This window comes from Rhizobium oryzihabitans (genome assembly GCF_010669145.1).
Taxonomy (GTDB): Bacteria; Pseudomonadota; Alphaproteobacteria; order Rhizobiales; family Rhizobiaceae; genus Agrobacterium; species Agrobacterium oryzihabitans.
The window spans coordinates 2,283,146-2,295,840 of sequence record NZ_CP048632.1; the positions used below are offsets into that span (position 1 = coordinate 2,283,146).

14 protein-coding genes and 2 pseudogenes are annotated in these 12,695 nt (G+C 59.0%); 12 read left to right on the plus strand and 4 right to left on the minus strand.

The window, feature by feature from the left end:
• The first annotated feature begins 200 nt into the window (after window positions 1–200).
• Window positions 201–1,451: a cytochrome-c peroxidase gene (locus tag G3A56_RS11830; RefSeq protein WP_137067562.1), complete on the plus strand. Its 1,251-nt coding sequence runs from the start codon at window positions 201–203 to the stop codon at window positions 1,449–1,451.
• On the opposite strand, the gene leuB is transcribed toward G3A56_RS11830, so the two are convergent.
• The 3 genes and pseudogenes from leuB to G3A56_RS11845 all read right to left on the minus strand — a co-directional run bounded on the left by leuB (window position 1,432) and on the right by G3A56_RS11845 (window position 3,766).
• A complete protein-coding gene (leuB, locus tag G3A56_RS11835; protein WP_082184540.1) occupies window positions 1,432–2,544 on the minus strand; it encodes a 3-isopropylmalate dehydrogenase in 1,113 nt (370 codons plus the stop codon). The genes G3A56_RS11830 and leuB overlap by 20 nt on opposite strands.
• A 222-nt stretch (window positions 2,545–2,766) precedes the next feature.
• A pseudogene (gene leuD, locus G3A56_RS11840) lies at window positions 2,767–3,371 on the minus strand (3-isopropylmalate dehydratase small subunit).
• A 164-nt stretch (window positions 3,372–3,535) separates the two neighbouring features.
• Window positions 3,536–3,766, minus strand: a complete 231-nt coding sequence (locus G3A56_RS11845; protein ID WP_082183224.1) for a hypothetical protein — start codon at window positions 3,764–3,766, stop codon at window positions 3,536–3,538.
• A 109-nt stretch (window positions 3,767–3,875) separates the two neighbouring features.
• Between G3A56_RS11845 and G3A56_RS11850 the strand changes: the two genes are divergently transcribed.
• A complete protein-coding gene (locus G3A56_RS11850) occupies window positions 3,876–4,787 on the plus strand; it encodes an HpcH/HpaI aldolase/citrate lyase family protein (RefSeq protein WP_164056384.1) in 912 nt (303 codons plus the stop codon).
• A complete protein-coding gene (locus G3A56_RS11855; RefSeq protein WP_003492695.1) occupies window positions 4,784–4,990 on the plus strand; it encodes a DUF1737 domain-containing protein in 207 nt (68 codons plus the stop codon). The genes G3A56_RS11850 and G3A56_RS11855 overlap by 4 nt, the downstream gene beginning before the upstream one ends.
• An 18-nt stretch (window positions 4,991–5,008) precedes the next feature.
• On the opposite strand, the gene G3A56_RS11860 is transcribed toward G3A56_RS11855, so the two are convergent.
• Window positions 5,009–5,449, minus strand: a complete 441-nt coding sequence (locus tag G3A56_RS11860; RefSeq protein WP_003492693.1) for a metallopeptidase family protein — start codon at window positions 5,447–5,449, stop codon at window positions 5,009–5,011.
• Window positions 5,450–5,779: 330 nt separating this feature from the next.
• On the opposite strand from G3A56_RS11860, the gene rplU reads away from it, so the two are divergent.
• From rplU to rsfS, 9 genes and pseudogenes are all read left to right on the plus strand, one after another.
• The gene (gene rplU / locus G3A56_RS11865; protein WP_003492690.1) at window positions 5,780–6,094 is read left to right on the plus strand and encodes a 50S ribosomal protein L21; all 315 of its coding nucleotides are present in this window, start codon (window positions 5,780–5,782) and stop codon (window positions 6,092–6,094) included.
• A gap of 40 nt (window positions 6,095–6,134) precedes the next feature.
• Entirely contained in the window at window positions 6,135–6,404 is a 270-nt protein-coding gene (gene rpmA / locus G3A56_RS11870; RefSeq protein ID WP_003492686.1) for a 50S ribosomal protein L27, read from the plus strand.
• A 131-nt stretch (window positions 6,405–6,535) separates the two neighbouring features.
• A pseudogene (locus tag G3A56_RS11875) lies at window positions 6,536–7,156 on the plus strand (GNAT family N-acetyltransferase); the annotation flags it as partial.
• Window positions 7,157–7,163: 7 nt separating this feature from the next.
• On the plus strand, window positions 7,164–7,754 hold the full coding sequence (locus tag G3A56_RS11880; protein ID WP_082183222.1) for a GNAT family N-acetyltransferase: 591 nt from the start codon (window positions 7,164–7,166) through the stop codon (window positions 7,752–7,754).
• Window positions 7,755–7,969: 215 nt separating this feature from the next.
• Window positions 7,970–9,037 carry a GTPase ObgE gene (gene obgE, locus G3A56_RS11885; protein WP_082183220.1) on the plus strand — a complete coding sequence of 356 codons (1,068 nt, stop codon included), beginning with the start codon at window positions 7,970–7,972 and terminating at the stop codon, window positions 9,035–9,037.
• A complete protein-coding gene (gene proB / locus G3A56_RS11890) occupies window positions 9,034–10,203 on the plus strand; it encodes a glutamate 5-kinase (RefSeq protein WP_082183219.1) in 1,170 nt (389 codons plus the stop codon). The genes obgE and proB overlap by 4 nt, the downstream gene beginning before the upstream one ends.
• Window positions 10,196–11,482 carry a glutamate-5-semialdehyde dehydrogenase gene (locus G3A56_RS11895; protein ID WP_164056386.1) on the plus strand — a complete coding sequence of 429 codons (1,287 nt, stop codon included), beginning with the start codon at window positions 10,196–10,198 and terminating at the stop codon, window positions 11,480–11,482. The genes proB and G3A56_RS11895 overlap by 8 nt, the downstream gene beginning before the upstream one ends.
• Before the next feature lie 2 nt (window positions 11,483–11,484).
• Window positions 11,485–12,108 (plus strand): nicotinate-nucleotide adenylyltransferase, encoded by a 624-nt coding sequence (locus G3A56_RS11900; RefSeq protein WP_164056387.1) that lies wholly within the window; start codon window positions 11,485–11,487, stop codon window positions 12,106–12,108.
• Between the two features lie 81 nt (window positions 12,109–12,189).
• The gene (gene rsfS, locus G3A56_RS11905; RefSeq protein ID WP_003492666.1) at window positions 12,190–12,666 is read left to right on the plus strand and encodes a ribosome silencing factor; all 477 of its coding nucleotides are present in this window, start codon (window positions 12,190–12,192) and stop codon (window positions 12,664–12,666) included.
• Window positions 12,667–12,695: the final 29 nt, after the last annotated feature.

Here is a 12,695-nt window from a genome sequence, read left to right on the forward strand (position 1 = left end):
CGGTGCGGCAAAGTGGACCAAGCAGCGAAAGTTTGTAGGCTTGGAGCGGGGGAAAGTGCTATAGATCGCTGCACAGGACGTGGACCAGGGGAATTGCCTCCGGGTCTCCACACTTGGTGAAGCGCGGCCGGACCTGAAACCGCTTCATATTTTTCGGTCCGATATTGTACTCGCGCATTTTACATCGAGCGTGCATACCGATGATGAAACCCGGATTTTTTATCTCTGCCGTCTTTGCTGCGGCCATTCTGCTGGCTCCTATCGGTACCGGGTTCAACGGCACGCGCGCCCATGGCGGCGAAGACTATGCGACTTTGGAAAAGCTCGGCGCAGCTCTTTTCGACGACCCCAATCTTTCCATGAATCGCACCATGGCCTGTTCCACCTGCCATATGCAGGCGGCGGGTTTTTCCGATGCGCGCGAGAGCGACAAGGTCGGGCGGGACGTGTCGCTCGGCGATGACGGGATTTCGCTGGGCGACCGCAACGCGCCGACTGCCGCCTATGCCAGGTTCACACCGCCTTTCGGCAAGAACGCGGCGGGCGAGTATGTAGGCGGGCAATTCTGGGACGGTCGCGCCTCGATGCTGGAAGATCAGGCGGGTGGTCCACCGCTCAACCCGATCGAAATGGGGATGCCGGACAAATCGTCGATCGTGAAACGGCTGAAGGAGAACCCCGATTATGTCGCGGCTTTCGGCACGCAGTTCGGCGGCGATGTTTTCAAGAGTGACGAAAGCGCCTATGCCGCGATGACCAAGGCGCTGGCTAGCTTCGAGCGTTCGGATGAATTCTCCACCTTCGATTCCAAATATGACCGTTTCCTGCGCGGCGAGGAAAAGCTGACCGATCAGGAGGAGCTGGGGCGAGTTCTGATTTCCTCCACGCAATTTACCAATTGCAATACCTGCCATGAAATTCGCGGCGCCAAGGGGCTGGAAGACGGCCTCTTCACCAACCACAAATATTTCAACATTGGCGTTCCGGCCAACACGGCGGTGAGAGCGGCCAACGGCTCGAAGCCGGATGCTGTCGATCTTGGGCTCGCGCAAAATCCTGTTGTGGCCGGCGATCCGGCTGAGCGTGGCAAGTTCAAGGTGCCGACGCTGCGCAACGTCGCCGTCACCGGTCCATACATGCACAATGGCGTCTTCAAGGACCTGCGCACGGTGGTGCTGTTTTACGTGAAATACAAAAGCAAGAAGCCCAGCCGGCAGATCAATCCGGAAACCGGCAAGACATGGGATGCGCCGGAAGTGCCTGAGAACATCGCCATGACGGAGCTGACGTCCGCGCCCGCACTGGACGACAAGCGTGTAGATGCCGTCGTCGCATTCTTGAAGACTTTGACTGACAAAAGATATGAGCATCTTTTGCCGAAGGAGGACGGGCAGGGAGCCGTGGCCCCTGCCCAGCCGGTTCCTGTAAACGTTACGCCGAAAGCGCCTTGAATTCGGCGAGAACCGCATCACCCATTTCGGAGGTTCCGACCTGGCGGCTGCCCTCGGCCATGATGTCGGCGGTGCGGATGCCCTTGTCGAGCACGTTTGCGATCGCTGCTTCGAGCTTTGTTGCCTCATCCACCATGTTGAACGAGTAACGCAGGCACATGGCGAAGGACGCGATCATGGCGATGGGGTTGGCGATGCCCTTGCCGGCAATGTCAGGAGCCGAACCGTGCACCGGCTCATACATGGCCTTGCGCTTGCCGGTCTTGGCGTCAGGCGCGCCAAGCGAAGCGGAGGGCAGCATGCCAAGCGAGCCGGTCAGCATGGCGGCGACGTCGGAGAGCATGTCGCCGAAGAGGTTGTCGGTCACGATCACGTCGAACTGCTTGGGCTTGCGCACCAGCTGCATGCCGCCGGCATCGGCCAGCATATGTTCCAGCTGAACGTCTTTGAACTTGGCAGCGTGGGTTTCGGTGACCACCTGGTTCCACAGAACGCCAGATTTCATGACGTTGCGCTTTTCCATCGAGCAGACGCGGTTGTCGCGGGTGCGGGCCAGTTCGAAAGCGACGCTGGCGATACGCTCGATCTCGAAAGTGTCGTAGATCTGCGTGTCGATGCCGCGCTTCTGGCCGTTGCCGAGATCGATGATCTGCTTCGGTTCACCGAAATAAACGCCGCCCGTCAGCTCGCGGACGATGAGGATATCGAGACCTTCGACCAGTTCAGGCTTCAGCGAGGAAGCGGCGGCAAGTGCCGGGTAGCAGATGGCCGGGCGCAGATTGGCGAAAAGCTCGAGATCCTTGCGCAGGCGAAGCAGACCGGCTTCCGGGCGATGCTCGTAGGGCACGCCATCCCATTTCGGGCCGCCGACGGCGCCGAACAGGATCGCATCGGCGGCTAGCGCCTTTTCCATATCTGCATCGGAAATCGCCACGCCATGGGCGTCATAGGCAGAGCCGCCGACCAGACCTTCCGAGACGGTGAAGCCGGCATTGTGCGCGCTGTTCATATAATCGATCAGCTTGCGAACTTCAGCCATGGCTTCGGGGCCGATACCGTCACCGGGCAGCAGGAAAAGCGAACGGACTGTCATGAGAAACCCTCCTTGGGCGGCGCGCCGAAAAACATCCTGAAGGGTTTTCGATTGCGGCGAGCGCGGCGTCAAACTCATTCCGTCCTGCACATGGCAAATCGTGTCGCAGCCGGACGGGATCGGAGGCTTCTTATCTCCGCCTCAAGGGCTTTTCAAGCAAAGCAAAAGCCGATCCGGTACTGTTTGGTACGGGATCGGCTTTTTTGAAGAGCGGAAATGCGGTCAGGCCCAGGGGCGGACCGAGGCATTTGCCTTTTCGAACGTGTCGATAGCGCCGGAATGTTCCAGCGTCAGGCCGATATCATCAAGTCCGTTCAGCATGCAATGGCGCTTGAATTCATCGATCTCGAAGGTGATCGTACCGCCATCGGGGCCGCTGATTTCCTGACTTTCCAGATCGACGGAGAGAACGGCATTCGATCCGCGCGACGCATCGTCCAGCAGCTTTTCGAGGTTCTCGGGCTGACGACGATCGGCAGGATGCCGTTCTTGAAACAGTTATTGTAAAAGATGTCGGCGAAGCTGGTGGAGATCACGCAGCGGATGCCGAAATCGAGAAGCGCCCATGGCGCATGTTCGCGCGAGGAGCCGCAACCGAAATTGTCGCCGGCGACAAGGATCTGGGCGTTCTGGTAAGCGGGCTTGTTCAGCACGAAATCGGGGTTGGGCGAGCCATCCTCGAGATAACGCGACTCGGCGAAGAGGCCCTTACCGAGACCGGTGCGCTTGATGGTCTTCAGATAGTCTTTCGGAATGATCATATCGGTGTCGATATTGACAACCGGCATGGGCGCGGCGACGCCCGTCAGCTTCGTGAACTTTTCCATCTGTCGCTTCCCGTTTTCCCTTCAACAAAATCCGGCGCGGGCCGAAGCTCGCCGGATGTGTTCTGCCGGGAAATACTGCAAAACGGATCGCTTTAGAAGCGCAAACCCGCGTTCTTCGGTACGCCTTCTGCGGCGTCCTCGCATTTTGACCGGATTAAACGATCTCAGAGATCGATAATCGTGCCCTTGCCATCGTTCCAGACGCGCATGTCGCGCTGGTTGCGGGGCTTGACCGGAATGGGGGCCGGCCTCAGACGCGCCGAAAGCAGACGGCCAGCGCTGAGAACGGCGAGCACGCCGATAAAAGCGACCGTAAGCGACGCCGTGAAGAGGGCGGCCATGGCCAGAATTGCGATGCCGGATGCGGCGATGAAAAATGAACGGATGCCTTGCATGATTCAACCTTTCTTTCCAGACGAATGTGGGCCTTCTTCTTCCGGCTTGCAAGAGGATTCAGTGGATTGTCAGGTTGCAGATGTCACAAAAGCTTGACACAAGTGCGGCATGACTAATTTTTTCGAAAATATTCCTGTGAGACCGCGCCGTTCGCTGCTGTCGGTTCCGGCCATCAATGTCAGGGCGCTCGAAAAAATCCGCGATCTCGATTGCGACGGAGTAATCCTCGATCTGGAGGATTCCGTCGCGCCCGACATGAAGGGCGAGGCGCGGGAAAATCTGGGCAGGCTATTTTCGGATGCGCCTTTCGCCGGACGCGAGACCATTATCCGTATCAATCCGCTCTCAACGCCGGATGGCATGGCGGATTTGAAACTCGTGCTTTCCTGTCGGCCGGATGCGGTTTTATTGCCGAAGGTGGAGCAGCCCGCAGATATTCATGATGTGGCCGACCTTCTGGCGGAGGCCGATGCGCCCCAGGACCTGAAAATTTGGGCAATGATTGAGACGCCGCTGGGTGTTTTGAACGCCGCCTCCATCGCCGACGCTGCCCATACGCCGGATGCGCGGCTTGCCGCCTTTGTAATCGGGCTCAACGATCTGCGCAAGGAAACGCGTGTTCCAGTCCTCCCCGGGCGAACCTATCTCGTGCCCTGGATGATGCAGGTGGTGCTCGCCGCCCGCGCCTATGGCCTTGATGTCATCGACAGCGTGTCCAACGATTTTCGAGACATTGCAGCTTTTGACAGTGAATGCGAACAGGGTCGCGCCATGGGGTTCGATGGCAAGATGCTGATCCACCCGGCACAGATTGAGCCGGCCAATCGGCGCTTCGCGCCAGATGATGCCGCTGTTGCGGATGCGAGAGAGATTATTGCCGCTTTCGCAAAACCTGAATCTATGGAATTGAACGTCATCAACATGAACGGGCGGATGATCGAACGGCTGCATGTGGGGCAGGCCGAGAGGCTGGTTGCCATGGCCGATATCATCGCACAGAGAAAGGCAAAAAAGACGTGAAGGTCTATCGTTTCATAACTGGTCCCGATGACTCGAAGTTCTGCCATCGGGTCACCGAGGCGCTGAACAAGGGATGGGAGCTTGCCGGTTCGCCGAGCTACGCCTTCAACGCCGCAAGCGGCGTGATGCATTGCGGCCAGGCCGTGACCAAGGTGGTCGAGGGCAAGGAATACCATCCGGATATGAAGCTCGGCGAGCAATAAGACGCGCCGTCGGCGGGGCTATCGCTCCGCCGCGGCCTCGTCAGCGCTTTCCTCGATCCGCTCCATGTCATCATCCGAGAGGCCGAAATGGTGGCCGATCTCGTGGATGAGGACATGGGTGATGATGTCGCCCAGCGTTTCCTCGTTCTCGGCCCAGTAGTCGAGAATGGGGCGGCGATAAAGCGTGATGCGGTTCACCATTTCGCCCGTTTCCATGGTGAAACGTTCGGAGATGCCGCGTCCTTCAAACAGTCCGAGAAGATCGAAGGGTGTTTCGAGTGCCATGTCTTCGAACACGTCATCGGTCGGAAAATCGGCGATCTCGATGATGAGATCCTTCGTTAAGGCGCGGAATTCTTCTGGCAGGTGGCCATACGCCTCGATCGCAAGCGACTCGAAGGCGGAAAGTGTCGGCGCATGGCGGTCCCGCCAATCGTCGGTCTGGTCTATGCGGGCCATTTCTGCTCCTTGTTGGTAGGCCCATATAAACACTTGCTGCACAAATTTCGAGACCCGACTGCTTCACCTGCCGAAAAAGCATGAAATTCTTGGCGTTACAGTTACTTTTCAAGCCGTCGTCATCTTGACATAAACTGACGTCTCGCGTAATCGGCACCCAAATTGATGGCGTAGTGCGCCTTCTGTTTATTCCGCCCCTCAAAAGGCGGCTTCACCGGCAGACATTCAAAGGGGCATTCAGTCCTGACGGATTTCCGCTACTCCGACTGATAAAAAGACGGCCAGCTTGCATATGCGGGCAGAGCCGGAACGAACATGAAAGGATAAAAAATGTTCGCAGTCATCAAGACCGGCGGTAAGCAGTACCGCGTAGCGGCCGACGCCGTGCTGACCATCGAAAAGCTGGAAGCAGAGGCAGGCGCAACTGTAGAATTCACCGAAGTTCTCGTTGTTGGCGAAGGCGCCGACGCCAAGTTCGGTGCACCCTTTGTCAAGGGCGCCATCGTCAAGGCTGAAGTTGTCGAGCACAATCGCGGCAAGAAGGTCATCGCCTTCAAGAAGCGTCGTCGTCAGAACTCCAAGCGTTCGCGCGGCCATCGTCAGCATCACACTGTCGTCCGCATCACGGACATCGTTGCTGCCTGATCGGCGCGACACGGGAAACAAGGTTTAAAGGAGAACTCCAATGGCACACAAAAAAGCTGGCGGTTCCTCGCGTAACGGTCGCGATTCCGAATCCAAGCGCCTTGGCGTAAAGAAGTTCGGCGGCGAAGCCGTCATTCCAGGCAACATTATTCTGCGTCAGCGCGGCACGCAGTGGCATCCGGGCGCCAATGTCGGCATCGGCAAGGACCACACGATTTTCGCACTGACCGCAGGTAACGTGAACTTCCGCACGAAGGCCAACGGCCGCGTGTTCGTATCCGTGGCTCCGAAAGCGGAAGCCGCAGAATAAGCCGGTAAGCGTCATATGCAGCCGGTGTCCCATCGACCCGGCTGAGACGTATCAGGTTCAGTCAAGAAAACAGGGGAGATGGGGCACCACCCAACTCCCCTTTTTCTTTAACCCCAAGGAGGGACTGAACCATGCAAGCTGAATTGTTGAGGGTTGACCAATCACGGTCACCCGAGGAACGGCCGAGGCCCGATCGGTCGAGGAGCGATTGCCCCGTTTTACTGTCGCAGAGGCTGGTTTTACGCAAGCCTCACGAAGAAGACATCGACGCCCTTGCCCATCTTGCCAACAACGCCAATATCGCGACCATGGTGTCGCGTATGCCGCACCCGTACACGGCCAAAGACGCCGCGGACTTCGTGCGACGCACCAAAGCTGGCGAGATTGGCAAGTGCGTCTATGCGATTACCCGCATGGACAATGGCGAGTTTCTGGGCTGCTGCGCGCTGGAACCCCAGGAAGACGAAAAGACGCTGGAGATCGGTTACTGGCTGGGGGAACCCTACTGGAACCGGGGCTATATGACGGAAGCCGCGCATGCGCTGATCGACATGGCCTTCCGCACGCGTGAAATCGACCAGATCGATGCGCGTTGCCGGGTCACCAACATTCCCTCGCGTCGCGTCATCCAGAAGTGCGGTTTCCAGTTCCAGGGCTCCGGCATGGTTGGTTCGCTGGCGCTGGGCGGCATGGTGCCGGTTGAATGGTACCGGCTGGACCGCAAGACCTGGGTTTCGCTGAAGAGCTGGGGGATATGGGATGAGCACGCTCGAGCTTACCCGTCGCCGTGCAGCTGCAACCGCGGCGCCGCCCGGCCCCTGCCCTGTCATTGAGACGTCGCGTCTGGTGCTGCGTCCGCAGCGGCTTTCCGACGCTGGCAGCATTGCGGAATCGCTTGGCGATTTCGCCGTGACCAGGATGCTGGCCCGTGTTCCCGCACCCTACCACAGGCAGGATGCGCTGGAATGGCTGGTTCTGCGCACTTCCGGCACCCTGCCCGACTGGGATTTCGCCATCACCAGTGGTGACGATACCCTGATCGGGGTTGTCTCAATCGAGTTGCGGCATGGCGAGTGGCATCTGGGCTACTGGCTCAACCGTTTCTACTGGGGCAAGGGTTACATGACCGAGGCGGTGGCTGCTGTGGTCGAGCGGTTCTTCCGCCGCATGCCGGGGGTAGTTCTCCATTCCGGCGTGTTTGCGGATAACCCTGCATCCCTGCGCGTGCAGGAGAAACTGGGCTTCCGGGTGACCGGCTGCCACCAGATCTATGCCACGGCGCGTGCCGCCATGGTGGCGCATATCGATACGGTGATCACGGCTGAGGATTTCCTCCCGCCGCATCGCTGACACCTGAAGAGCATCGGGCCGAAAACCATTACAGTTTTCGGCCCGATGCTTTGAACAGGGCCGGTTTATCCCAAACCGACCTTGTCTCACGCAGGGGCTTCCCGCACGATAGTCTTTGACCTCGTGAAGAAGCGCTTGTATTCGAAACGACGATATTTTTGTTTGGCGCAACGCGATTGACGAATGCGCCCGCAAACCGACAGAACGGCAGTCCGATGAAATTTCTCGATGAAGCAAAAGTCTATATCAAGTCCGGTGATGGCGGCGCGGGCGCCGTTTCCTTCCGGCGCGAAAAATTCATCGAGTTCGGCGGCCCGGATGGTGGCGATGGCGGCCGCGGCGGCGATGTCTGGATCGAGGTGGTCAACGGTCTCAATACCCTGATCGACTTCCGCTTCCAGCAGCATTTCAAAGCCTCGATCGGACAGCACGGCATGGGCAAGACCCGCACCGGCGCAAAGGGTTCGGATGTGGTGCTGAAGGTGCCCGTCGGTACGCAGATATTCGAGGAAGACAACGAGACGCTGATCGTCGACCTCACCAAGGAAGGCCAGCGCTTTCGTCTTGCCGCTGGCGGCAATGGCGGTTTCGGCAATGCCTATTTCAAGTCTTCGACCAATCAGGCGCCCACCCATGCCAATCCGGGTCTTGCGGGCGAGGAAAAGACGGTCTGGCTTCGCCTGAAGCTGATTGCCGATGCCGGTCTCGTCGGTCTGCCGAATGCCGGCAAATCGACATTCCTCGCGACTGTCACGCGCGCGCGGCCGAAGATCGCCAATTATCCTTTCACGACCCTGCATCCGAACCTCGGCGTTGCGACCATCGACGGCCGTGAATTCGTGCTGGCCGATATTCCGGGCCTCATCGAAGGCGCGCATGAGGGCGTGGGCATCGGCGACCGTTTCCTTGGCCATGTGGAACGTACCCGCGTACTTCTGCACCTCGTCTCGGCGCAGGAAGAAAAAGTCGGCAAGGCCTATAAGACGGTCAAGGCCGAACTGGACGCCTATGGTGGCGGGCTGACCGACAAGCCGGAAATCGTGGCGCTGTCGCAGATCGACGTGCTCGACGAAAAAGAACTGAAAAAGAAGGCAAAGGAACTGGAGAAGGCCTGCGGCCGTCCTCCGCTCCTGTTGTCTGCCGCTGCCCATATCGGCATGACGGAGGCACTGCGCGCCCTTCGCGATATCATCGTCTCGGCGAGCAATGGCGGCGAGACCGCCCTTCCCGACCGTTCAATGCCTGAGGAGAGCGAGGCCGAGGAAGAGGACGATCGCCTATGAGCCTGACGCGTAAACCTCTGGGCAGCCACCACAGGATCGTCATCAAGATCGGTTCTGCACTTCTGGTGGACCGGAAAAGCGGGCTGAAAAAGGATTGGCTCGACGCCATTTGCGAGGACATCGCTGCGCTGAAGAAAAACGGCGTCGATGTCCAGGTCGTGTCTTCGGGCGCCATTGCGCTTGGCCGCACAGTCCTTGGCTTGCCCTCCGGTGCATTGAAGCTGGAGGAAAGCCAGGCGGCGGCGGCAGTCGGCCAGATCGCCCTGGCTAGGGCATGGTCGGAAAGCCTGTCGCGGCATGAGATCGTCGCGGGTCAGATTCTGCTGACGCTGTCCGACACCGAGGAGCGTCGCCGTTACCTCAATGCCCGCGCGACCATCAACCAGCTGCTGAAGATCGGCGCTATTCCGATCATCAATGAAAACGACACGGTGGCGACCACCGAAATCCGTTATGGCGACAATGACCGTCTGGCGGCGCGTGTGGCGACAATGACGGGTGCCGATCTTCTGGTGCTGCTGTCGGATATTGACGGGCTTTACACCGCCCCACCGCATCTTGATCCTGATGCGAAATTCCTTGAGACGATTGCGGATATTACCCCCGAGATCGAGGCCATGGCCGGCGGTGCTGCTTCCGAGCTTTCGCGTGGCGGCATGCGCACCAAGATCGATGCGGGCAAGATCGCGACCGCTGCCGGCTGCGGCATGATCATCGCTTCCGGCAAGACGCTCAATCCGCTGAAGGCCATCGAAAACGGTGCACGCTCCTCCTGGTTTGCGCCATCAGGCACGCCGGTGACGGCGCGCAAGACCTGGATTGCTGGGCAGTTGCAGCCGGCCGGTGAAATCCATGTGGATGCCGGCGCGGAAAAAGCTCTATATGCCGGTAAAAGCCTGCTTCCCGCGGGCGTGCGTGTGGTGAAGGGCAATTTCGGACGCGGCGACGCGATTGCCATCATCGGCGTGGAAGGCCGCGAGGTCGCACGTGGTCTTGCGGGCTACGATGCGGAAGAGGCGCGCCTCATCATCGGTCACAAGTCCAATGAGATCGAGGCGATCCTCGGTTATGTCGGGCGTGCGGCGATGATCCATCGCGACGATCTTGTGATGACCGGTGCTGCCGTCAAAGTCAAAAATGCGAAGAAGGATGAGGTCCATGCCTGAACAGGCCGTGAAGCAGAGCCATGATATCGATGCGCTGATGATGACCATCGGCGCTCAGGCAAAAGCTGCTTCGCGACCGTTGTCCATTGCAGGGACTGAGCAGAAGAACCGCGCGCTTCTCGCCATGGCCTCCGCGATAGAGGCCTCCAGAGAAACGATCCTTGCGGCCAACAGGAAAGATCTGGCAGCGGCGGATAATGCCGGCCTTGCTGCTTCCTTCATCGACAGGCTCACCCTCAACGATGCGCGGATCGCCGGCATTGCCGAAGGTATCCGCTCGGTTGCTGCGTTGGCCGATCCGGTTGGCGAGGTCATCGCCGCCTGGGATCGTCCGAACGGGCTGAAGATCGAGCGGGTGCGCACGCCGCTTGGCGTCATCGGCGTGATCTACGAAAGCCGCCCGAATGTGACGGCGGATGCCGGTGCGCTCTGCCTTAAAGCGGGCAATGCCGTGATCCTGCGCGGTGGCTCGGATTCGCAACATTCATCGCGTGCTATTCATGCCTGCCTAGTCGAGGGCCTGAAGATTGCCGGTCTTCCCGAGCATGCCATTCAACTGGTGCCGGTCACCGACCGCGCCGCCGTGGGCGCGCTTCTTGGCGGCTTGAATGGCATGGTTGACGTGATTGTGCCGCGCGGCGGCAAAAGCCTCGTTGCGCGCGTGCAGTCTGAAGCGCGGGTTCCGGTCTTTGCGCATCTGGAAGGTATTTGCCATATCTATGTCGACGGCTCGGCCGATCTCGACATGGCGAAACGCATCGTCGTGAACGCCAAGATGCGCCGTACCGGCATTTGCGGGGCGGCCGAAACCCTGCTGGTGGATGCCGCTGCCGTGTCCACGCATCTGGAACCACTCATCAAGGGCCTGATCGAGGCCGGATGTGAAGTGCGCGGCTCTCAGGCCGTTCGCGATGTGGTTGAGGGCCTGAAAGCTGCGACAGAAGAAGACTGGCGCACCGAATATCTGGATGCAATCATTTCGGTTGCTGTCGTGGACGGCATTTCCGGCGCCATCGATCATATCAGCAGCTATTCGTCCAATCACACCGAGGCCGTAATCGCCGAGGATCCCGATGTGGTCGAACGTTTCTTCAACGAACTCGATTCGGCCATTCTGCTGCATAACGCCTCGACGCAATTTGCCGATGGTGGCGAATTCGGCATGGGTGCGGAAATCGGCATTGCGACCGGCAAGATGCATGCGCGGGGCCCGGTCGGCGTCGAGCAGCTCACCTCGTTCAAATACCGGGTGCATGGCACCGGCCAGACACGGACCTGATTTTGCCGACTGAGAAACGCCTCGACAGACGTTATCTCACCATGCCGCATGCGGAGCGCGGCATGGTTGTCGGGCTATTCGGCGGCTCTTTCAATCCGCCACATGCCGGCCATGCCCTTGTTGCCGAAATTGCGCTGCGCAGGTTGGGTCTCGATCAGCTCTGGTGGATGGTGACGCCTGGCAATCCGCTGAAAAGCCGCTCGGAACTGGCGTCTCTGGAGGATCGCATCGCCGCCTGCGAAAGGCTGGTCAGCGATCCGCGCATCAAGGTGACGGCCTTTGAAAAATCGCTGGGCATCAGCTACACGGCCAATACGCTCGCCAAGGTGAAGGCGAGAAATCCGCATGTCCGCTTTATCTGGATCATGGGCGCCGACAATCTGAAAAGCTTCCATCGCTGGCAGAAATGGCGGGAGATCGCAGAGACCTTTCCGATTGCGGTGATAGATCGGCCGGGCTCCACCCTGTCCTATCTCTCCTCCACCATGGCGCAGGCCTTCAGCCAGGCGCGGATCGATGAGGACGATGCGGGCGTTCTGTGGAAAAAACGCGCGCCCGCCTGGGTTTTCATCCATGGTCCGCGTTCGACGCTCAGTTCCACGGCATTGCGCAATGGTCACAAATGAAACGCATGATCACAAATGATGTATGCGCCATAAGCCGAAGCCTCCATATCTTGAAAAGTTAATGCTTTGGTGCCACCTTTATTGAGCGACGCAGAGAATCGCGTCGCCAGTACCTGTTTTGTCATTCTTGGAAAGGGAAAACCTCTGACAACAGTACACGCCAAGGGAAGAGCATTTGTTGCTATCCCGAAGGGCCAGGACAGTGGCGCCGATGCCGCCGACCACGCCCTCGAAACCGTCCTCGCGAGCCTCGAGGACTCCAAGGCCGAAGATATCGTATCTCTCAACATTGCCGGAAAATCGGCGCTTGCGGACTACATGGTTGTGGTCTCCGGGCGATCGAACAGGCATGTCTCGGCGATTTGCGAGCATCTTCTTAAAGATATGAAGGGTGAAGGGTTCGGAAACGCCCGCGTCGAAGGTCTCGAGACCGGAGACTGGGTGCTGATCGATACCGGCGATATCATCGTTCATGTGTTCCGTCCGGAAATCCGCGCCTTCTACAACATTGAAAAAATGTGGGCGACGCCGGATATGCCGGAAGAAACGCTGCATTGACACGGTGAGCCTTGTTGCGCATCGAGCTT

Excerpts from the sequence above, each read along its gene's own strand:
- G3A56_RS11830 (WP_137067562.1), top strand. The coding sequence starts at position 201 with ATGATGAAACCCGGATTTTTTATCTCTGCCGTCTTTGCTGCGGCCATT.
- leuB (WP_082184540.1), bottom strand. The coding sequence starts at position 2,544 with ATGACAGTCCGTTCGCTTTTCCTGCTGCCCGGTGACGGTATCGGCCCC.
- G3A56_RS11845 (WP_082183224.1), bottom strand. The coding sequence starts at position 3,766 with ATGCAAGGCATCCGTTCATTTTTCATCGCCGCATCCGGCATCGCAATT.
- G3A56_RS11850 (WP_164056384.1), top strand. The coding sequence starts at position 3,876 with ATGACTAATTTTTTCGAAAATATTCCTGTGAGACCGCGCCGTTCGCTG.
- G3A56_RS11860 (WP_003492693.1), bottom strand. The coding sequence starts at position 5,449 with ATGGCCCGCATAGACCAGACCGACGATTGGCGGGACCGCCATGCGCCG.
- rplU (WP_003492690.1), top strand. The coding sequence starts at position 5,780 with ATGTTCGCAGTCATCAAGACCGGCGGTAAGCAGTACCGCGTAGCGGCC.
- rpmA (WP_003492686.1), top strand. The coding sequence starts at position 6,135 with ATGGCACACAAAAAAGCTGGCGGTTCCTCGCGTAACGGTCGCGATTCC.
- G3A56_RS11880 (WP_082183222.1), top strand. The coding sequence starts at position 7,164 with ATGAGCACGCTCGAGCTTACCCGTCGCCGTGCAGCTGCAACCGCGGCG.
- obgE (WP_082183220.1), top strand. The coding sequence starts at position 7,970 with ATGAAATTTCTCGATGAAGCAAAAGTCTATATCAAGTCCGGTGATGGC.
- proB (WP_082183219.1), top strand. The coding sequence starts at position 9,034 with ATGAGCCTGACGCGTAAACCTCTGGGCAGCCACCACAGGATCGTCATC.
- G3A56_RS11895 (WP_164056386.1), top strand. The coding sequence starts at position 10,196 with ATGCCTGAACAGGCCGTGAAGCAGAGCCATGATATCGATGCGCTGATG.